This is a genomic window from Streptomyces chartreusis (genome assembly GCF_008704715.1).
In the GTDB taxonomy this organism is placed as follows: Bacteria; Actinomycetota; Actinomycetes; order Streptomycetales; family Streptomycetaceae; genus Streptomyces; species Streptomyces chartreusis.
Genome location: NZ_CP023689.1, coordinates 5,022,910 through 5,042,753, shown reverse-complemented (window position 1 = coordinate 5,042,753; position 19,844 = coordinate 5,022,910). Strand labels below are relative to the sequence as shown.

The following is a 19,844-nucleotide window of genomic DNA, read 5'->3' as shown; positions in this document are numbered from 1 at the left end:
TTGACCCAGACCATCGCACCCCGCGTCCGGACGTTGGTGCTGCTGCTCCTGGCCGCCACCGGCCTGCTCTTCGCCGGTGCCGGGCCGGTCTCCGCGCACGCCGCGGTGACCGGCAGCGCCCCGCAGCAGGGCGCGGTGGTCGACAAGGCCCCGACGCAGGTGTCACTGACCTTCTCCGAGAAGGTCGCCCTGTCCGGCGACTCCCTGCGGGTGCTCGACCCCAAGGGCAAGCGCGTCGACCGCGGCGACCCGGCCAACCTCACCGGCACGACGTACGCCGTGAAGCTCCACGGCGGCCTGCCCGACGGCACGTACACCGTCACCTACCAGGTGGTGTCCGAGGACAGCCATCCCGTCGCAGGCGCCTACACCTTCTCCATCGGCGCGCCCTCCCAGACCACCGTCTCCGTCTCCGGGCAGACCGCGGGCGGCGGAGTCGTCGGCACGCTCTACGGCTTCGGGCGGTACGTGTCGTACGCCGGCTTCATCGTCATGGTCGGCGGCGCCGCCTTCGTGCTCGCCTGCTGGCAGCGCGGGGCGGGCGTGCGGGCGCTCCAGCGGCTCACCGTCGCCGGCTGGCTGGCGCTGACCGCCGCCACGCTCGGACTGCTGCTCCTGCGCGGCTCGTACACCGGCAGCGGCAAGGTCGGCGACGTCTTCGACCTGGACCTGCTCGGGCAGGTGCTCCAGACCAAGACCGGTGCGGCACTGGTGTCCCGCCTGCTGCTGCTCGCCGCGGCGGCGCTGTTCATCGCGGTGCTGTTCGGGGCGTACGAGAAGCGCGAGGACGAGGAGAAGCGGGACCTGACCTTCGGGCTCGCCGTCGGCGGGGTCGTGGTGTCGGCGGGGCTCGCGGCGAGCTGGGCGATGTCCGAGCACGCCTCGACCGGGCTCCAGGCGGGCATCGCGATGCCGGTCGACATCATCCATCTGCTGGCCGTCGCGGGCTGGCTCGGCGGGCTGGCCGCGCTGCTCGTCGCCCTCTACCGGGCGCCCGCGGACACCCCGGTCGACGCCTTGGCCGTACGCCGGTTCTCGCGCCTGGCGTTCGGCAGCGTGCTCGCGCTGGTCGCGACCGGGATCTACCAGTCGTGGCGTCAGCTCGGTTCGTGGACGGCGTTCACCGACACGCGGTACGGGCAGCTGCTGCTGGTCAAGATCGGGCTCGTCGCCGTGCTGGTGGGGATCGCGTGGGTCTCGCGGCGGTGGACCGGGCGGCTGGCCGAGGCCGTCGTGGTGAAGCCGCGGGAGGAGTCCGACCCGGTCGCGGTCGCCGACACCGACACTGACGCCGACACCGACACTGACGCCGAGACCGACGCCGACGCCGACGCCGACGCCGACGAGAAGGAGCCCGCGCGTGCGGGTGCCTCGGGTTCCGGCTCCGGCTCCGCCTCTGCCTCGGCCTCTGCCGGGAAGGGCGCCGCGGCTTCCGGCAAGAAGGGCGCCGCCGGGTCCGACAAGGCGGACGGCGAATCCGAGCGGGCCGCCCAGCTCGCCCGGCAGCGGGCCGCGATCGACACGGCACGGCGCAAGGAGCGGCGCGACGCCGACCCGAACCGGTTCGGACTGCGCCGCTCGGTGCTCGCCGAGGCGGGTGTCGCCGTCGTCCTGCTCGCCGTCACCACCATGCTGACGTCGACCGAGCCGGGCCGTACGGAGGAGGAGGCCAAGGCCGCCACCTCGGCCTCGGCGGCGGACGCGTCGTCGGCGGGGGCGCTGACCCTGGACATGTCCTTCGACACCGGCGGCGAGGACGGCAAGGGCGTCGTACGGGTCGACCTCGACCCCGCGCGCGTGGGCGGCAACGAGATGCATGTGTACGTGCAGCGGCCCAACGGCCGTGCCTTCGACATCCCCGAGGTGAAGGTCGCCTTCACCCTTGAGTCCCAGGACATCGGGCCGCTGCCGGTCGTCCCGGACCACATCACCACCGGACACTGGTCGGCGAGCGGGGTGCAGATCCCCATGGCCGGTGAGTGGAAGGTCTCCGTGACCGTGCGGACCTCCGACATCGACCAGACCACCGTCTCCAAGAACGCGCAGATCGGCTGACCTTCACCATGGCTGACCAGTCCATTCCGGAGGCCCGCGCACCGCGGACGCCCAAGGCGGCGCCCGAGGCGGCGTCCAAGGGCGAGGTGCCACTTAATGGCGGCGCCGGCGACGACACCTCCCGCGCGGGAGTTCTCTCGCGTCGGCGGCTGCTCGGCACCGCCGGTGCCACCGGGCTGGTGCTCGGCGCGGCGGGCGGGGCCGTGGGGTACGCCGCCCGGCCCGCCGAGGCGACGCCGCTCGCCTCGCTGGGGGCCGGTCAGGTGATGTTTCACGGGAAACATCAGCCCGGCATCCTCCAGGGGCTCCAGGCACGCGGTCACCTCGTCGCCTTCGACCTGGCGGCGGGCGCGGGCCGCAAGGAGGCGGCGGCGTTGCTGCGCCGCTGGTCGGAGACGGCACGGCGGCTGATGGCGGGCGAGGCGGCCCAGCAGGGTGACACGGATGTCGCCCTGGACGCCGGACCCTCGTCGCTGACGATCACCTTCGGCTTCGGCTTCGGCTTCTTCGCGCGGACCGGCCTGGAGAAGCAGCGGCCCGTCGCCCTGGACCCGCTGCCCGACTTCTCCTCCGACCGGCTCGACAAGGCGCGCAGCAACGGCGATCTGTGGGTGCAGATCGGTGCCGATGACGCGTTGGTCGCCTTCCACGCCCTGCGCGCGATCCAGAAGGACGCGGGCAGGGCCGCCAAGGTGCGCTGGCAGATGAACGGCTTCAACCGCTCGCCGGGTGCCACCTCGTCCCCGATGACGGCCCGCAATCTGATGGGCCAGATGGACGGCACGCGCAATCCCAAGCCGGCCGAGGCCGACTTCGACCGGCGGATCTTCGTGCCGCAGTCCGGCTCGAAGGACCCTGCCTGGATGGCGAACGGCTCCTACGCCGTCGTACGCCGTATCCGGATGCTCCTCGACGACTGGGAGCAGCTCTCGGTCAAGGCGCAGGAGCAGGTCATCGGGCGCCGCAAGTCCGACGGGGCGCCGCTGTCCGGCGGCACCGAGACGACCGGGATGGACCTGGAGAAGACGGACAAGGCGGGGAATCTGGTCGTCCCCATCAACGCCCATGCCCGTATCACCCGGCCCGACCAGAACGGCGGGGCGGCGATGCTGCGGCGCCCGTTCTCGTACCACGACGGCATCGGCGCGGACGGCGTGCCCGACGCGGGTCTGCTCTTCGTGTGCTGGCAGGCCGACCCGCTGCGCGGCTTCGTCACCGTCCAGCGCAAGCTCGACCGGGGCGACGCCCTGTCGAAGTACATCCGCCACGAGTCCAGCGGCCTGTTCGCGGTGCCGGGCGGCGCGGCGGAGGGCGAGTACGTGGGGCAGCGCCTGCTGGAGGGCTGACGGCGCCGGGGCTCGTACGGGTTCGGCACAGTCGTACGACAGCGAGGTCGGTCGTACGAGAGTGAGGTCGCCCTCAGGGGTGGCGCGGGGCCAAGAGGCGTGCGCCGGGTTTCACTAGGCCCATTAGGGTGAGGTCATGCCAGCGAGCTATGCCTATCTCGGCCCCGAGGGCACCTTCACCGAGGCCGCCCTGCGCACGCTTCCCGAGGCCGCGACCCGGGAACTGATCCCCTACGTGTCCGTGCAGTCCGCGCTGGACGCGGTGCGCGTCGGCGAGGCCGAGGCCGCGTTCGTACCGATCGAGAACTCCGTCGAGGGCGGCATCACGACCACGCTCGACGAGCTGGTCGCGGGCGCGCCGCTGATGATCTACCGCGAGGTGCTGCTGTCGATCACCTTCGCGTTGCTGGTCAGGCCGGGTACGAAGCTCTCGGACATCAAGACGGTCTCCGCGCACCCGGCCGCCCAGCCCCAGGTGCGCAACTGGCTCAAGAACAACCTCCCCGACGCCCACTGGGAGTCGGCCGCGTCCAACGCGGACGCCGCCCGTCTGGTCCAGGAGGGCCAGTACGACGCGGCCTTCGCCGGTGAGTTCGCCGCCGCGCTGTACGGCCTGGAGGCCCTGGAGACCGGGATCCACGACGCGGAGAACGCCCAGACCCGGTTCGTGCTGGTGGGCCGGCCCGCACGGCCCGCCGCTCCGTCCGGTGCGGACAAGACGTCCGTCGTGCTGTGGCAGCGCGACGACCATCCCGGTGGACTGCGTGATCTTCTGGGCGAGTTCGCCACGCGCGGCATCAACCTGATGCTGCTCCAGTCCCGGCCGACCGGCGCGGGCATCGGCAACTACTGCTTCTGCATCGACGCCGAGGGCCACATCTCCGACCGCCGGGTGGCCGAGGCGCTGATGGGGCTCAAGCGGATCTGCCTGGAGGTGCGCTTCCTGGGCTCGTACCCGCGTGCGGACATCAAGCCCGGGGACGCGGAGCAGCCGCGCCTCGGGACGTCGGACGAGGCGTTCGTGTCGGCGGCCGACTGGGTGGCGCGCTGCCAGGACGGGCGGTTCTGAGGGGTTCCCCCGCTGCTCCGGGGCCGCTTCCGTGCGGGTTTCCAGCCGGTACTACCAGCCGATTATCGTTATCCACAGAGGTTATCCACAGGTGCTCATCTCGACCTGGGGACAAGTCGATAAGCGAGGGTGAGTCTGTCGACAAGTCGCTCCCCAGGCCGCCCCGGAGTCCATCAGAAGGCAAGTCACCCTTCGTCCACTCTTTTCCTTTGGGCAATCCTTTGGGGCGACCGTTTTCCACTCGAAAGTGCGGGTGGGGAGGGTTTGTCCTGGGAATCCTCAACTTGATCATCGCGTTACGGAGTGATCAATTCCGGCATCCACAGTTCTTCCACACAGCCTGTGGATAACTCTTCGGGGGCTGGGGATCCCTGTGGACAACCGAGGCCCAAGTCCCGCTCTCCACAAGGGATTCGAGTCAACCAGGGACCTCGCGCCTTACCCGTTCCAGGGAGTGAGACGCCTTTTATTGACACACCTCGCAATTCCCCCATAACGGAACGTAAGCCGCGGTTCGGAATAGCGGGTCGTGGGCTGTCACCCCGCCCCGGTAGCCTTGAGCGCGTGATTGACCTTCGCCTGCTTCGTGAGGACCCCGACCGAGTGCGCGCCTCGCAGCGCGCCCGTGGAGAGGACGTCGCGCTCGTCGACGCCCTCCTGTCTGCCGACGAGCGGCGCAGGTCGTCCGGCGTCCGCTTCGACGAGCTGCGTTCCGAGCAGAAGTCGCTCGGCAAGCTCATCCCCAAGGCCTCTCCCGAGGAGCGCGCCGAGCTCCTGAAGAAGGCGGAGCAGCTCAAGGCCGACGTCAAGGCCGCCGAGGCCGCGCAGAACGACGCCGACGAGGAGACCAAGCGCCTCGCGGCGCAGCTCGGCAACCTCGTCCACCCCGACGTCCCCGTGGGCGGCGAGGAGGACTTCGTCGTCCTGGAGACGCACGGCACGATCCGCGACTTCGGTGCCGAGGGCTTCGAGCCCAAGGACCACCTGGAGCTCGGCGAGGCGCTGGGCGCCATCGACGTGGAGCGCGGCGCCAAGGTGTCCGGCTCCCGCTTCTACTACCTCACCGGCGTCGGCGCCCTGCTGGAGCTGGCGCTGGTCAACGCGGCGATCGCGCAGGCCACCGAGGCCGGCTTCATCCCGATGCTCACCCCCGCGCTGGTCCGCCCGCGCGCCATGGAGGGCACCGGCTTCCTCGGCCAGGCCGCGGAGAACGTCTACCACCTGGAGAAGGACGACTACTACCTGGTCGGCACCTCCGAGGTCCCGCTCGCCGCGTACCACATGGACGAGATCCTCGACGCGGACAAGCTGCCGCTGCGCTACGCCGGCTTCTCGCCGTGCTTCCGCCGCGAGGCCGGCACGTACGGCAAGGACACCCGCGGCATCTTCCGCGTGCACCAGTTCGACAAGGTCGAGATGTTCTCCTACGTCGCCCCCGAGGACGCGGAGAACGAGCACAAGCGGCTCCTGGAGTGGGAGAAGCAGTGGCTCACCGGCCTCGAGCTGCCCTTCCAGGTCATCGACGTGGCCTCGGGCGACCTGGGCGCGTCTGCCTCCCGCAAGTACGACTGCGAGGCGTGGATCCCGACCCAGGGCAAGTACCGCGAGCTGACCTCGGCGTCCAACTGCGACGGCTTCCAGGCACGCCGGCTGTCCGTGCGCATGCGCGACGGCAAGAAGGTCCAGCCGCTGGCGACGCTGAACGGCACGCTGTGCGCCGTACCGCGCACCATCGTGGCGATCCTGGAGAACCACCAGCAGGCCGACGGCTCCGTCCGGGTGCCCGAGATGCTGCGCCCGTACCTGGGCGGCCGTGAGGTCCTGGAACCGGTCTCGAAGTGAGCACTGCGTCTGTCTCCGGGGCCTTCCCCTACCGGCTGATCGCGACCGACCTCGACGGAACGCTCCTGCGCTCCGACGAGTCGGTCTCCCGGCGCACCCGTGACGCCCTCGCGGCGGCCACTCAGGCCGGTGCCGCGCACATCGTCGTCACCGGCCGCGCCGTCCCGTGGACCCGGCACATCCTCGACGACCTCGGCTACCACGGCCTCGCCGTGTGCGGCCAGGGAGCGCAGGTGTACGACGCCGGGGAGCACCGCCTGCTGACGTCGGTGACCCTGGACCGGCAGCTGGCGGGAGTCGCCCTCGCGAAGATCGAGGCCGAGGTCGGGCCGCTGTACCTGGCGGCGAGCCGGGACGGGCTGGAGGGCGATGTCATCGCGGGCCCGGGGTACACGCTCACCGGCAGCCTCCCCACGACGCCGTTCACGGACGTGGCCGATCTGTGGGCCGCCCCGCTGAACAAGATCTACATACAGCATCCGGAGCTGTCGGACGACGCGCTGGCGGAGGCGGCCCGGCAGGCCGCGGGCGGTTTCGTGAACGTCGCGATGGCCGGTGCCGGCATCGTGGAACTGCTCCCGCTGGGCCTGTCGAAGGCGACGGGGCTGTCGCTGGCCGCGCGTCGGCTGGGCCTGAAGGCCGCCGACACGATCGCCTTCGGCGACATGCCGAACGACGTACCGATGTTCGGCTGGGCGGCTCACAGCGTGGCCATGGCCAACGCCCACGAGGAACTCAAGGCGGTGGCCGACGAGGTGACGTCCTCCAACGAGGAGGACGGGATCGCGGTGGTGCTGGAGCGTCTGCTGGGCTGAGGCCGTCGAGTGACTGCGTGCCCTCTGTGGCTGATCGCGCAGTTCCCCGCGCCCCTCGGGTCGGTTCGCTCGTCCCTGGCTACAAGGTCCTGCGCGATCGCGGTGACAGCGTCTTGCGGAGGATGCACGGATCGAACGTGCGCGGGCTTTCACCCGACCATGGCTTAGCAAGCCAGTGCCTTACCACTCGGCCAATCCTCCGGGTGGGCGGCCCACGCGAGAGCGACATCGCGTGCTCGAAGCGGCCGCCCCGGGCAGCTCCCCGTGCGATTCGGGCTCTACGGAGGAGTAGGGATTACCCCGGAGTCCGCCGCCGGCTGCCCTGACGGGAGCTGGACGTACTGCCGTGCATGGACATCGTCCGGCTCCTCTCCCAGAACGTGGCGCCGGACTCACCGTCCGGCGATGTGGACATGACCACTGTGCCTGGAGGCCGAGTTGGGCGCCACCGAATAAAGGGCCCGGGAGGGACGCCGCACGCCCCCTCACCTGCGGCGCCTCACGCCCCTTACCCGCGGCGCCACTTGCGTCGTCGCGCCTTGCTGAAGAACCACCCGGCGGGCGGTTCGTCGGAGCGCCACGGCTGCGGTTCGGGCTCCTCCCGGCGCCAGCGCTCGGCCAGCATCCGGGCCCGGGCGGAGGGTTCCGCGGTCTCGGCGGCGCGGATGAAGTCGTCGTCCAGGACCAGGTCGTCCCAGGTGTCGTCCCCGGACTGTTCGCGATCCTCGTGCGGTGACCTGCCGGCTGCCATCCCCGTCCTCCAGTTCGTGCAGTGCACCCCGTTCGCCCAGTGTGCCCGGACACGGGTGAAGCCTCCGTCAAGAGCGGGCCCGCTCGGGGGCCCGCTCCTTTACGCCCCGCTTCTCTTTCCCGGCCTGCTCACTCCCGCCTGCTCACTCCTCGCCGGCGAGTGTCAGGGACCGCAGCTTCTGGCCCGCGTACCAGGTCGCGAGCACGGTGACCACCACGAGCAGCACCGTGGCCGTCGTCAGACCGACGTCGGACGTGACCATGTCCCCGCCGGCGACCTTCTGCGCGACCGCCAGCGACCACTGCTGGACGCTGAGGGTGCGCGCGCCCTCGACCAGGGAGCCGAACAGGGCCTCCCAGACGAGTGCGTAGACCAGACCGAAGACCACCGCGTGCCGGGACACCGTGCCCAGCAGCAGGAAGATCGCGGCGTAGGCGATGGAGGCGACCAGCGCGGCGACCGTGTAGGCGACGGCGATCTGCTGGCCGTTGCCGTTGAGGATGTAGCCGGCGATGAAGGTGGGCAGCGCCGAGAACACCATCGTCACGGCGATCGCCACGATCAGCTTGGTGAAGATGATCGTCGGGCGCTTGAGCGGCTTGGACAGCAGGTACACCACCGAGCCGTCGTCGATCTCCGGCCCGATCGCGCCGGTGCCGGCGATGACGCCGATGATCGGCACCATGGTGGCCAGCGCCAGCCCGCCGAGCAGGTCGGACGCGGTCTGGTCGTCGGCTCCGGCGAGCGCGCGCACCACGATCGAGATCGCGATGAGCAGCATGGGAAGCGCGCCCAGAATGAGGGCCCGGCGGCGGCCGAGCAGGGCTCGATAGGTGAGCCTGGCGACTGTGGGGTCGTACATCTTCGGCCTCCTACGCCGCGACCAGATACGAGAAGACGGACTCGAGGGACTCGTCGGACGGCGAGACCGTGAGCAGGCGGATGCCGTGGTCGCGCGCCACCCTCGGCAGCAGCGTGGTGAAGCGGCCGAAGTCGACGGCCTGGATGTGCAGCGCGCCCTCGGCCAGGTCGACCTCGATGCCGGACGTCGACGGGTCGGCGATCAGCGCGGCCGCGAGGGTGCGGTCGTCGCTGGAGCGCACCAGGTAGCGGTGCGGGCGGTCGGTCATCAGGCGGCGGATCTTGCGGAAGTCACCGCTGGCCGCGTGCCGTCCGGCGACCACGACCTCGATGTGCCGGGCGAGTTGCTCGACCTCTTCGAGGATGTGGGAGGAGAACAGCACCGTGCGGCCCTCGTCGCCCATCCTGCGCAGCAGGTCCATCAACTGCATGCGCTGACGCGGGTCCATGCCGTTGAAGGGCTCGTCGAGCAGCAGCAGCGAGGGGTTGTGCACCAGGGCGCTCGCCATCTTCACGCGCTGGCGCATGCCCTTGGAGTACGTCTGGATCTTGCGGTCCTGCGCGTACTCCATCTCGACCGTGGCCAGCGCCTTCTGGGCCGCCTTGTCGCCCAGGCCGTGCAACTCGGCGTTGGCGACCACGAATTCGCGGCCGGTGAGGAAGTCGTACATCGCCTCGCGCTCGGGGACGATGCCGATGTGCTTGTAGATCGACTCGTTGCGCCACACCTGCTGTCCGTCGAGGGTGACGGTGCCGGTGGAGGGAGCGAGGAAGCCGCCCATCATGTTGATGAGGGTGGACTTTCCGGCGCCGTTGGGGCCGAGGAGGCCGGTGACGCCGGGGCCGATCGTCATGGTGATGTCGTTGACGGCGACCACGTTGCCGAACCAGCGGGAGACGTGGTCGATCTGGAGCGTGGTCACAGTCCCACCTTCTTGTAGCGGCGCATCAGGAGGCCGTAGCAGGCCGCGATCAGGCCCAGGCTGACGAGGACGTAGACGACGCCTTCGCCGTTGCTCGGGCCCACCCCGCCGGGGAAGGCGGAGGTCGCGCCGAGGAAGGCGGACTGCACACCGTCGATGAGCGTGACCGGCGAGAAGAGGCCGATCCAGGCGATGGCGCCGGAGCCGCCCCCGCCGTTGAGGGACTGTGCGTCGGCGATGGCCTGGAGCGTGGAGACGGCTCCGTAGGAGATGGTCATCACGGCGATCACGGCGGCGATGCCGAAGCCGCGGCGCGGCGTGACGGACGCGATGACCAGGCCGATGCCGGCGAACAGCAGTGAGAGCAGTGTCACGGAGACGAGTCCCTGCGCGAATCCCTTGGTCTGGTCGGCGAAGTCCAGCTTGGCCAGCAGCGCACCCACGTAGAGCACCAGCAGGGGGGCCGCGGTGAGGATGAACAGCGCGGAAGCCAGGGCCGCGAACTTCGCCCGGACGTAGTCGGCGGTCTCGATCGGCCGCGAGAAGTACAGCGGCACGGTCTTGAAGCGCAGGTCGCGGGAGACGGCCTGGGGTGCCTGCGAAGCGACGTACAGGCTGATCACGGCCTGCATGATGATCGCGTAGCGCGTGTAGTCGACGGGCAGGTCCTTGGCCTTGGTGGCGACCGCGACGGCGACCATGATGGCCGCGGGCACGCACATGACCACGAACAGCAGCATCGGCAGCACCTTGGACTTCACCGAGCGGCCGAGGCCGTAGGCACCGCGCAGGGACTGCGAGTACAGCGAGCGGGTCGCGTAGGAGCGGCCGAGGCGGGGGCCGTCGTAGTTGCGGTAGCCGATGTTGTGGATCCGGGTCTGGTCACCCGTCTTCGCGGCTACGGGGTGCTCAATTGCCATGGCCGACGGCCTCCTTCCGCTGTTCGCCGGTGGCGGTGCTCTGCTCGCCGTCGGTGAAGACCTCCGAGATGTGGTGCCGGCGCTGTTCCATGCGCACCAGTCCCAGCCCGAGGTCGGCGACGACGTCACGCACCAGGTCGTAGGTCTCCTCGCCCTGCGCGGTGAGCAGCAGGATGTGGCCGGCGCCGGGGAGGCCGCCGCTGCCGTCGAGGACGTCCACCCCGCGCCCCTGGAGCGCGTCGCGCACCGCGCGGGTGCCGTCCGGGTGGTCGTCGCTGTCAGTGACCTCGATGGCGAGGGTCGTCGTGGTCTGGGTGAAGTCGGTGGTGGAGCTGGACCGCAGGAGCTTGCCGCCGTCGATGACGACGACGTGGTCGCAGGTGCGCTCCAGCTCGCCCAGCAGGTGCGAGGTGACCAGGACCGAGATGCCGAAGTCGGAGTAGATGCGCCGGATCAGGCCGAGCATCTCGTCCCGGCCGACCGGGTCGAGGCCGTTGGTCGGCTCGTCCAGGAACACCAGCTGCGGGTCGTGCACCAGGGCCTGCGCCAGCTTCACGCGCTGCTTCATGCCGGTCGAGTAGCCGCCGATGGGGCGGTAGCGCTCCTCGTACAGGCCGACGTGGCGCAGCGTGTCCGCGGTGCGCTCGCGCGCGGCGGTGGGCGGCAGTCCGGACATCCGGGCCATGTGCACGACGAACTCGGTGGCCGAGACGTCGGGCGGCAGGCAGTCGTGCTCCGGCATGTAGCCGACCCGCTCGCGGATGGCGCCGCCCTTGGTGGCGACGTCGAGTCCGAGCACTTCGGCACGGCCCTCGGTGGCGGGGGACAGACCCAGCAGGATCTTGATCATGGTGGACTTGCCGGCTCCATTGGCTCCGACGAGTCCGGTCACCCCGGGCCCGATGTCCATGGTCAGCCGGTCAAGCGCGGTCACCCTGGGGAACCGCTTGCTCAGGCTTTCGGTCGCGATCACAGTCACACCACGAAGGTAGTGACACCGGCCACGCCGGACGTCACCCCGCAGAGCTGTCTTGAAGTCAACCTCCAGGACTACGGGGCCCTAGGGGTCACCCTGAGGTCGAACAACGACGCCCCGGTTTTCCACATCATGGGGGTTTTCCACAGCCTTCGGCAGCCCTATTGACGCAGCCTCTAACAACTGTCACATTCACCGGTGTCAAGTTACGGACACGTACCGCAGTCGGTGTGGACAGGTGGGGCGGTGGCATGACTACGGCGGTTTCGGACGAGCGACCGGTGGCGTCCGCGGAGTTGCAGGGGTTCAGAAGGGTCCAGCGCCTGGCGTACGAGTGCGCGGAGGCCGTAGCGGCCCGGCTGGAGCCGGGCATCACCGAGCGCGAGGCGGCGCGCATGCAGCGGGAGTGGCTGCGTGAGCGCGGCGTCCGCGACTGGTTCCATCTGCCCTTCGCCTGGTTCGGGGACCGCACGGCGTTCGTGAACTTCCGGATCCCGCTGCAGTTCTTCCCCACCAACCGCCGGCTGGAGCCCGGGATGCCGTTCATCCTGGACATGGCCCCGGTGTACGACGGCTGCACGGCCGACATCGGCTACTCCGGCTCGCTCGGCATCAACCCGGTCCAGGACAAGCTGATGGCCGACCTGGAGGCGCACCGGGAGCTGATCCTGCGCGAGGTGCGCGAACGGCGGCCGCTGCGGGAGATCTACGAGGACGTGGACCGGCTCATGGTCCGCCAGGGCTACGCCAACCGGCACCGCGCCTATCCCTTCGGCGTGATCGCGCACAAGGTCGACCGGGTCGCGGAACGCCGCTGGTCGGCGCATGTGTTCGGGTTCGGCACCCAGTCCCTGAAGGGCCTGGCGAGCGACGCGCTGCACGGCCACCGCGAGGGCTGGTCCCCGCTGTGGTCGCCGTACCGCTTCTCCGACCACCCGCCGCAGCCGGGCCTGTGGGCGGTCGAACCCCACCTCGGTTTCCGGGGCACGGGCGCGAAGTTCGAGGAGATCCTGGTCGTCACCGACTCCGCGGACCCCGAGCAGAGCGCCTTCTGGCTGGACGACGATCTGCCGCACGTGCGGCGCTGGGCGGAGGAGAAGTGACGGTGCCGTTGACTCTTCAGGGCGCGCGCGAGCGCGTCGTACGGACCGGCGGCGTCGAGCTGTGCGTCGCCGAACTGGGCGACCCCGGGCAGCCGACGGTGATCCTGGTGCACGGCTATCCGGACAGCAAGGAGGTGTGGTCCGAGGTCGCCCCGCGACTGGCCGACCGCTTCCATGTCGTGCTGTACGACGTCCGCGGCCACGGCCGGTCCACGCCGCCGCAGCCGCTGCGGGGCGGGTTCACGCTGGAGAAGCTGACGGACGACTTCCTCGCCGTCGCGGACGCGGTCAGCCCGGACCGGCCCGTGCACCTGGTCGGGCACGACTGGGGCTCGGTGCAGTCCTGGGAGTTCGCCACGGTCAAGCGCACCGAGGGCCGGATCGCCTCCTTCACCTCGATGTCGGGGCCGTCCCTGGACCACTTCGGCCACTGGATCAACCAGCGCGTCAAGCGGCCCACCCCGCGCCGCGTGGGCCAGCTGCTCGGCCAGGGCGCCAAGTCCTGGTACGTGTACCTGCTGCACGCGCCCGTGCTGCCCGAGCTGGCCTGGCGAGGCCCCCTCGGCAAGCGCTGGCCGCGCATCCTGGAGCGCGTGGAGCAGGTCCCCGGCGGCGACTACCCGACCCCGTCGCTGCCGACGGACGCGGCACGCGGGGCATGGCTGTACCGCGACAACGTACGGCCCCGGCTGACCCGGCCACGCCAGGACGCGTACGCGCACGCGCCCGTGCAGCTCATCACGCCCCTCGGGGACGCCTTCCTGTCCGAGAAGCTCTACGACGACCTGGAGCTGTGGGTTCCGCAGCTGACCCGGCGCACGCTGTCGGCGAAGCACTGGATACCGCGCACCCGACCCGACCAACTGGTCTCCTGGATCACGGAGTTCGTCACATCCGTCGAGGGCGGGCGGCCGGCGGGCGTGACGGCGACCGGGAAGTACGCCGACCGCTTCGGCGGGCAGCTCGTGCTGGTCACCGGCGCGGGCAGCGGCATCGGGCGGGCGACGGCGTACGCGTTCGCCGAGGCCGGCGCGCGCGTGGTGGCCGTCGACCGGGACGCGGAGTCCGCGGGCCGCACCGCCGAGATGTCCCGGCTGATCGGGGCGCCCGAGGCGTGGGCGGAGACGGTCGACGTCTCCGACGAGCAGGCCATGGAGAAGCTCGCCGCGCGGGTGGCCGCCGAGTACGGCGTGGTGGACGTACTGGTGAACAACGCCGGGATCGGTCTGTCGGGGTCCTTCTTCGACACCACACCCGAGGACTGGAAGAAGGTCCTCGACGTCAATCTGTGGGGCGTCATCCACGGCTGCCGGCTCTTCGGCAAGCAGATGGCCGAGCGCGGACAGGGCGGCCACATCGTCAACACCGCGTCGGCGGCGGCCTTCCAGCCCTCCAAGGCGCTGCCCGCGTACAGCACCTCCAAGGCGGCAGTGCTGATGCTGAGCGAGTGTCTGCGCGCGGAGCTCGCGGGGCAGGGCATCGGTGTCACGGCGATATGCCCGGGGCTGGTCAACACCAACATCACCTCGACCGCGCACTTCGCCGGCGTCGACGCCGAGGAGGAGAAGCGGCGCCAGAAGAGGTCCGCGCGGCTGTACGGGCTGCGGAACTATCCGCCGGAGAAGGTCGCCGACGCGATCCTGCGGGCGGTGGTGCGCGGCGAGGCCGTCGTGCCGGTGACGCCGGAGGCGCGCGGGGCGTATCTGATGTCGCGGTTCACGCCGAGGGCGCTGCGCAGGATCGCCCGGCTCGAACCGCCGTTGTGAGTCCTGGGGGCGCGGGAACTGTGCGCGGGCGTTGAGGGGTTCGCGGGGGAGCGGGGTGTCGGGCCCTCCCCGAGAGGGCTGTTGAGCTGGGCGGGAGGGTCGGTGCGGTGGCCCTCGGATGCGGGCGGAGGTGGACCGGCGTGGACAAGACCTACCGGATCGAGGATCTGGCACACCTCAGCGGTGCCACCGTCCGCACCATCCGCGCCTACCAGGACCGGGGCCTGCTCCCCCGCCCCGAACGCCGGGGCCGCGCCAACCTCTACTCCGACGCCCATCTCGTCCGGCTGCGCCAGATCGCCGACCTCCTCGACCGCGGCTACACCCTGGCCTCCATCAAGGAGCTCCTGGAGGCCTGGGACGCCGGCCGCGGCCTGGGCGGAGTGCTCGGGCTGGCCGCCGAGGTGGACGGGCCGTGGAGCGACGAGGAGGCGGTGCGCATCTCCCGCGCCGAGTTGAACGAGCGCTTCGGCGGCGCCCCGGACGACGCGGCCGTGGCCGACGCCGTGGAGCTCGGCGTCCTGGAGCCGGTCCCCGGCGACGCGGACACCTTCGTCGTCCCGAGCCCTCAAGAGCTCGCCGTGGCCGTCGAGTTGTACGCCGCGGGCGTGCCCCTTTCCGCGATCTCGGGCCACCTCAGGGAGTTGAGGGGTCAGGTCGAGCACATCGCGGCCCGTTTCCTTGAGTTCACCACCGAGCACGTCTTCGCCCGCTACCTCGACGGACCGCACCGTCCCACGGAGGCAGAAGCGGCCGAAGCGGCCTCACTGGTACGACGGCTGCGCCCGCTCGCGCAGCACACGGTGGACGCGGAACTCGCGCGTGCGATGCGTCTGTTGGCGGGGCGGCACCTGCGGCAGCGCCTGGGGGCGGGCGAAGAACCGGACACCCTGAAAATTGATCGAAATGTGGCGATTCCGGCCGAGACAATGCAGGCCGTGGAAGCCTTGGTTGGCCCGGAGCAGGCCGCCGAGTTCATCACACTGGCCGCCGAACGTGAGGTGCGGGCAAGGTCCTTGGACCGACTCACCGCAAATCACAGCCCATCAGGTGATCTTGACGAAACCCCTTGAAGTGACCGCTCGTTGTCCACAGAATCGCCAATTCCCCTGTGGATAACCGCACTTGGTTGTGGATCAAACATCGAGAGTGAAATCATTCGCGTGATTCAGGTCGCGCCCGGCAGGCTATTGCCATGGACGAAAGACGCACCGTGAAGGTGTCGAAGTATCTCTCGAAGCACCTGCGCCACCAGCCCGAGCGCATCGGACTGGTCCTCGACGAGGGCGGCTGGGTCGAGATCGACACGCTGATCGCCGCCGCGACCGCGCACGGATTCCGGTTCACCCGAGAAGAGCTGGATCACGTGGTCGCCGCCAACGACAAGAAGCGCTTCGCGATCGAGGGCACCCGGATCCGGGCCAGCCAGGGGCACAGCGTCGAAGTGGACCTCGGCCTGCCCCCGGCGACCCCGCCGCCGTACCTCTACCACGGCACCGTGGACCGCAACCTGGACGCGATCCGCAGCGAGGGGCTCAGGCCGATGAACCGGCACGACGTGCACCTCTCGGCCGACCGCGAGACCGCGACCCGGGTCGGCGCCCGCCGCGGCCGCCCCGTGGTGCTCTCCGTGGACACCGGCGCGATGCACCGCGACGGCCATGTCTTCCACGTCAGCGCGAACGGGGTGTGGCTGACGAAGGGCGTGCCGCCGCAGTACCTGCGCTTTCCGGAGCCGCACTGACCCTCCCGGGACCCCGGTCCGGCATGATCAGTGGTATGGACCAATTTCCCACCACCGAGTCCGCCGTCACCGCGCTCCGCACCCTCGCCGCCGAGTACGGCCGCGAGATCGAGGTGAGCCATGACATCGGCGCCGACCAGACCTCCCGGCGCAGCGCCGCGGGCGTCGGCATCACCATGGACCCGGACGGCTCGCTGCCCCACGAGGCATACGTCGATCTGGGCGGCTCGCCCCGGGTGAGCGTGCGGCTCTTCCCGGAGGACGACGCGCTGATCACCGTCGAGGGCGTCGAGTGCCCCGACGTCCCGCGCGACGACGTGCCCGCCTTCCTCCGCTCCCTCTACGACGGCCTCGCCCACGTCAAGGCGCGCCGCTTCCCGCCGGGCTACTTCCTGATCGTGCCGCTGCCGGGCGACCGGACCCATCGCGAATTCATGCCGATGATCACCCTCACTCCGTGGCTGAGCAGCCGCGTGCGGTGACCGTTTCACGTGAAACTCATTCGGCCGCATACGCTCGACTCATGAGTCTGCGCCTGAGCACCGTGATCCTCCCGTACCGCCGCTGGTCCGAAGGGGGCCGCAAGGCATGGCAGCGCGCGGAGCAGCTCGGTTTCCACGCCGCGTACACCTACGACCACCTGTCCTGGCGCAGCTTCCGGGACGGCCCCTGGTTCGGTGCCGTGCCGACGCTGACCGCCGCCGCGGCCGTCACCGACCAGCTGCGGCTGGGCACCCTCGTGACCTCGCCGAACTTCCGGCACCCGGTGACCCTCGCCAAGGAACTGATCTCCCTCGACGACGTCTCGGACGGGCGGATCACGCTCGGCATCGGCGCCGGCGGCACCGGCTTCGACGCCACCACGCTCGCCCAGGAGCCCTGGACGCCGCGTGAGCGTGCCGACCGCTTCGCCGAGTTCGTGACGCTGCTGGACCGTCTGCTCTCCGAGGACTCGGTGTCCTACCAGGGCGACTTCTACTCGGCCCACGAGGCCCGCAACATCCCGGGCTGTGTGCAGCGGCCCCGGCTGCCCTTCGCGGTGGCCGCGACAGGGCCGCGCGGGCTGCGGCTTGCGGCGCAGTACGGGCAGGCCTGGGTGACCACGGGCGACCCGAAGGTGAGCGAGAGCGGCACCCCCGAGCAGTCGTTTCAAGCCATTCGCGGGCAGGTCGAGAAGCTGTCCGACGCCTGCGCCGCGATCGGCCGGGACGTGGCCGGCCTCGACAAGGTGCTGCTCACCGGATTCACCCCGGAGCGCAGCGGTGTGCTGGAGTCTCTCGACGCGTTCGTGGACTTCGCGGGGCGCCACCAGGAACTCGGATTCACCGAGATCGTGGTCCACTGGCCGATCGCCGACTCGGACTTCGCGGCCGACGAGAAGGTCTTCGAGCAGATCGCCATGGAAGCGGCGGCACAGCTGCGGTGAGTACAACGTCCGCGGTGTGTGAGTCGGGCGCGACAGTGCTGGTGAGGGCACTGCCGGCGGTGTTCTCAGGGGCGGTATCTCCTCAGGGACCACCTCAGATGTGCGGACTGCCGCACGACCGTGCAGGCATATGCGGGAGAATGACGCGGTGACCTCAGCGACTCGACAGCCCCAGAACCCGGACGCCGCCGTGCGCCCGCGGCTCATCGCCACCGACCTGGACGGCACCCTGCTGCGGGACGACAAGTCCGTCTCCCCACGTACGGTCGCCGCGCTGGCCGCCGCCGAGGAGGCGGGCATCGAGGTGTTCTTCGTCACCGGCCGCCCCGCCCGCTGGATGGACGTCGTCAGCGACCATGTGCACGGTCATGGCCTGGCGATCTGCGGCAACGGCGCCGCCGTGGTCGACCTGCACGGCGGTCCCGGCGCCCACCGGTTCGTGAAGGTGCGGGAACTGGCGCGGGAGAACGCGGTGGACGCCGTAGGACTGCTGCGGGACTCGGCGCCGGGCACGGTGTACGCGGTGGAGCAGACGTACGGCTTCTACCAGGAGCCGGACTATCCCAAGCTGCACATGGAGATACCGGACGAGCTCGCGCCTGCCGAGGACCTCCTGGCTCCGGACGCCCCCGGTGGCCGTGAGCCCGTGCTCAAGATCCTCGCCTACCACCCCACGCTCAACCCCGACGCCTTCCTCACCCTGGCCCGCCTCGCCATCGGCGACCGCGCCAATGTCACCCGCTCCAGCCCCAGCGCCCTGCTGGAGATCAGCGGCCCCGGCGTCTCCAAGGCGAGCACGCTGGCCCTGTGCTGTGCCGAGCGCGGGATCTCGCACGAGGAGGTCGTGGCCTTCGGGGACATGCCCAACGACGTCGAGATGCTGACGTGGGCCGGCCGGTCGTACGCGATGGGCAACGCCCACCCGGACGTCGTCGCCGCCGCGTCGGGAAGGACCGTCGCCAACAACGAGGACGGGGTCGCGGTCGTCATCGAGCAGATGCTGGCCGAGCGCGGCTAGCCCGCTCCTCCGGCCTGATGCGCCGGACCGGCCCTGGTCCGCGCCGAGCGGCGTGACCCGCGGGACGGCCCCTGGCCCCGGCCGCGCGGCATGATCCGCGGGAAAACGTCCGGCCCTAACCGAGCGGCGCTCCCCGGTCCGCCAGCCACGGCGCCGGATCCACCGCCGAGCCCATCTCCGGGGTGATCCGCACCTCGAAGTGCAGATGCGGGCCGGTGGAGTTGCCGCTGGTGCCGGACTGGCCGATCCACTGCCCGGTGTCGACGCGGTCGCCCTGGTCGACGGCGACCGAGGCGAGATGGGCGTACTGCGTGTAGTAGCCGTCCGAGTGCTGGACGACGACCTGCATGCCGAACGCCCCACCGCACGACACCTTGGCCACGCGCCCGTCCCCGGCCGCACGCACCGGCGTGCCGATCGGCACCGCGAAGTCCTGCCCGGTGTGCCGGTGGGCCCACCGCGACCCGCCGCTGCCGAACGAGGCGGACAGCTCGTACGTCTCCACCGGCGTGGCCCACGCGCCGTCGAAGTCCGTCTCCTCCTGGTCCAGGCGCACGGCACCGGGGCAGGACCCGGCGGCCACGAAGGAGTCGGCCTGCCCCTGCAACTCCCACCGCGCCTCCTCGAGCTTCTGCTCGATGCCGCTCTTGAGCTCGGCGAGTTCGGCGTTGCGTTTCTCCAGGCCGTGCCACGCCTTCGCGGCCTTGGCCTCGTCCTTGGCGAGCTGCTTCTCGGCGCGACGGCTCTTCTCGATGGAGTTGTTGACGGCCATGTTCGTCTGCGAGAACACATGCTGACCGCGCATCAACTGCTCGGGGCTCGACGCGAGGATGAGCTGCGCGGTCAGCGGCATGCCGCCACTGGTGCGGTACTGGGCGCGGGCGATCCGGCCCAGGTCCTCGCGCAGGACGCCGATCTCCCGCCGCTCGCGGTCGAGCAGCCCCTCGATCCGCTGCGCCTGCGCCCGGTGCCCCTCGGCCTCCTGCCGCCCCGCCTCGTACCGCTTCGTCGCCCGCGCCACGTCCTCGTAGAGCTTCACCACTTGGGCACTGAGGCCGAGGCCGCTGCCCCCGTGGGTGTCCGAGTCGTCGGCGACGGCGTCCGCGGGCCTGGCCACCAGGAGCGCGAGCGCGCACAGCAGCGCCGGAACGACGCGAAGGCGACAGCGATATGAGCGCATGTCAGCGATCCTGACCCGCAAGTCGCGCCGGGGCCTCGTTCAGGTCGTA

The 19,844-nt window shown here is 70.6% G+C and carries 18 protein-coding genes and 1 tRNA gene; 12 read left to right on the top strand and 7 right to left on the bottom strand.

What is annotated here, in order from left to right:
- From CP983_RS21940 to CP983_RS21920, 5 genes are all read left to right on the top strand, one after another.
- The gene (locus CP983_RS21940) at positions 1–2,055 is read left to right on the top strand and encodes a copper resistance CopC/CopD family protein (RefSeq protein ID WP_150501287.1); all 2,055 of its coding nucleotides are present in this window, start codon (positions 1–3) and stop codon (positions 2,053–2,055) included.
- Between the two features lie 8 nt (positions 2,056–2,063).
- Positions 2,064–3,401: an iron uptake transporter deferrochelatase/peroxidase subunit gene (gene efeB / locus CP983_RS21935; protein WP_150501285.1), complete on the top strand. Its 1,338-nt coding sequence runs from the start codon at positions 2,064–2,066 to the stop codon at positions 3,399–3,401.
- A 136-nt stretch (positions 3,402–3,537) separates the two neighbouring features.
- A complete protein-coding gene (pheA, locus tag CP983_RS21930; protein WP_030949852.1) occupies positions 3,538–4,470 on the top strand; it encodes a prephenate dehydratase in 933 nt (310 codons plus the stop codon).
- A gap of 564 nt (positions 4,471–5,034) precedes the next feature.
- Positions 5,035–6,312: a serine--tRNA ligase gene (gene serS / locus CP983_RS21925; RefSeq protein ID WP_125524491.1), complete on the top strand. Its 1,278-nt coding sequence runs from the start codon at positions 5,035–5,037 to the stop codon at positions 6,310–6,312.
- A complete protein-coding gene (locus tag CP983_RS21920; protein WP_107905022.1) occupies positions 6,309–7,127 on the top strand; it encodes an HAD family hydrolase in 819 nt (272 codons plus the stop codon). Before serS ends, CP983_RS21920 begins: the two co-directional genes overlap by 4 nt.
- A 116-nt stretch (positions 7,128–7,243) precedes the next feature.
- On the opposite strand, the gene CP983_RS21915 is transcribed toward CP983_RS21920, so the two are convergent.
- The 6 genes from CP983_RS21915 to CP983_RS21890 form a co-directional block, all read right to left on the bottom strand.
- A tRNA-Ser gene (locus tag CP983_RS21915) sits at positions 7,244–7,328 on the bottom strand.
- Between the two features lie 307 nt (positions 7,329–7,635).
- Complete coding sequence (locus CP983_RS21910; protein ID WP_125524489.1) at positions 7,636–7,878, bottom strand: SGM_3592 family protein; 243 nt, start codon at positions 7,876–7,878, stop codon at positions 7,636–7,638.
- 142 nt (positions 7,879–8,020) lie between these two features.
- A complete protein-coding gene (locus CP983_RS21905; protein WP_107905020.1) occupies positions 8,021–8,740 on the bottom strand; it encodes an ABC transporter permease in 720 nt (239 codons plus the stop codon).
- 10 nt (positions 8,741–8,750) lie between these two features.
- Entirely contained in the window at positions 8,751–9,662 is a 912-nt protein-coding gene (locus tag CP983_RS21900) for an ABC transporter ATP-binding protein (protein WP_107905019.1), read from the bottom strand.
- Positions 9,659–10,582, bottom strand: coding sequence for an ABC transporter permease (locus tag CP983_RS21895; protein ID WP_150501284.1), 924 nt, complete (start codon positions 10,580–10,582; stop codon positions 9,659–9,661). The genes CP983_RS21900 and CP983_RS21895 overlap by 4 nt, the downstream gene beginning before the upstream one ends.
- Entirely contained in the window at positions 10,572–11,555 is a 984-nt protein-coding gene (locus CP983_RS21890; RefSeq protein WP_107905017.1) for an ABC transporter ATP-binding protein, read from the bottom strand. The genes CP983_RS21895 and CP983_RS21890 overlap by 11 nt, the downstream gene beginning before the upstream one ends.
- Before the next feature lie 254 nt (positions 11,556–11,809).
- Here CP983_RS21890 and CP983_RS21885 point away from each other — a divergent pair, with 254 nt between their 5' ends.
- The 7 genes from CP983_RS21885 (at position 11,810) to CP983_RS21855 (ending at position 18,615) form a co-directional block, all read left to right on the top strand.
- Positions 11,810–12,661 carry a M24 family metallopeptidase gene (locus CP983_RS21885; protein WP_167537748.1) on the top strand — a complete coding sequence of 284 codons (852 nt, stop codon included), beginning with the start codon at positions 11,810–11,812 and terminating at the stop codon, positions 12,659–12,661.
- A gap of 8 nt (positions 12,662–12,669) precedes the next feature.
- The gene (locus CP983_RS21880) at positions 12,670–14,427 is read left to right on the top strand and encodes an SDR family oxidoreductase (protein ID WP_150506784.1); all 1,758 of its coding nucleotides are present in this window, start codon (positions 12,670–12,672) and stop codon (positions 14,425–14,427) included.
- A 140-nt stretch (positions 14,428–14,567) separates the two neighbouring features.
- On the top strand, positions 14,568–15,500 hold the full coding sequence (locus CP983_RS21875; RefSeq protein WP_150501280.1) for a MerR family transcriptional regulator: 933 nt from the start codon (positions 14,568–14,570) through the stop codon (positions 15,498–15,500).
- Between the two features lie 122 nt (positions 15,501–15,622).
- A complete protein-coding gene (locus tag CP983_RS21870; protein ID WP_150501278.1) occupies positions 15,623–16,171 on the top strand; it encodes an RNA 2'-phosphotransferase in 549 nt (182 codons plus the stop codon).
- A gap of 35 nt (positions 16,172–16,206) precedes the next feature.
- Positions 16,207–16,653: a hypothetical protein gene (locus CP983_RS21865; RefSeq protein WP_125524484.1), complete on the top strand. Its 447-nt coding sequence runs from the start codon at positions 16,207–16,209 to the stop codon at positions 16,651–16,653.
- 41 nt (positions 16,654–16,694) lie between these two features.
- The gene (locus tag CP983_RS21860) at positions 16,695–17,597 is read left to right on the top strand and encodes an LLM class flavin-dependent oxidoreductase (protein WP_107905012.1); all 903 of its coding nucleotides are present in this window, start codon (positions 16,695–16,697) and stop codon (positions 17,595–17,597) included.
- Positions 17,598–17,727: 130 nt separating this feature from the next.
- Complete coding sequence (locus CP983_RS21855; RefSeq protein ID WP_189749029.1) at positions 17,728–18,615, top strand: HAD hydrolase family protein; 888 nt, start codon at positions 17,728–17,730, stop codon at positions 18,613–18,615.
- A gap of 115 nt (positions 18,616–18,730) precedes the next feature.
- On the opposite strand, the gene CP983_RS21850 is transcribed toward CP983_RS21855, so the two are convergent.
- Complete coding sequence (locus tag CP983_RS21850) at positions 18,731–19,795, bottom strand: M23 family metallopeptidase (protein ID WP_150501274.1); 1,065 nt, start codon at positions 19,793–19,795, stop codon at positions 18,731–18,733.
- Positions 19,796–19,844 lie beyond the last annotated feature (49 nt).

Coding starts and splice junctions, on each gene's coding strand:
- efeB (WP_150501285.1), top strand. CDS start 2,064: ATGGCTGACCAGTCCATTCCGGAGGCCCGCGCACCGCGGACGCCCAAG.
- pheA (WP_030949852.1), top strand. CDS start 3,538: ATGCCAGCGAGCTATGCCTATCTCGGCCCCGAGGGCACCTTCACCGAG.
- CP983_RS21910 (WP_125524489.1), bottom strand. CDS start 7,878: ATGGCAGCCGGCAGGTCACCGCACGAGGATCGCGAACAGTCCGGGGAC.
- CP983_RS21905 (WP_107905020.1), bottom strand. CDS start 8,740: ATGTACGACCCCACAGTCGCCAGGCTCACCTATCGAGCCCTGCTCGGC.
- CP983_RS21895 (WP_150501284.1), bottom strand. CDS start 10,582: ATGGCAATTGAGCACCCCGTAGCCGCGAAGACGGGTGACCAGACCCGG.
- CP983_RS21885 (WP_167537748.1), top strand. CDS start 11,810: ATGACTACGGCGGTTTCGGACGAGCGACCGGTGGCGTCCGCGGAGTTG.
- CP983_RS21870 (WP_150501278.1), top strand. CDS start 15,623: ATGGACGAAAGACGCACCGTGAAGGTGTCGAAGTATCTCTCGAAGCAC.
- CP983_RS21865 (WP_125524484.1), top strand. CDS start 16,207: ATGGACCAATTTCCCACCACCGAGTCCGCCGTCACCGCGCTCCGCACC.
- CP983_RS21860 (WP_107905012.1), top strand. CDS start 16,695: ATGAGTCTGCGCCTGAGCACCGTGATCCTCCCGTACCGCCGCTGGTCC.
- CP983_RS21855 (WP_189749029.1), top strand. CDS start 17,728: ATGCGGGAGAATGACGCGGTGACCTCAGCGACTCGACAGCCCCAGAAC.
- CP983_RS21850 (WP_150501274.1), bottom strand. CDS start 19,795: ATGCGCTCATATCGCTGTCGCCTTCGCGTCGTTCCGGCGCTGCTGTGC.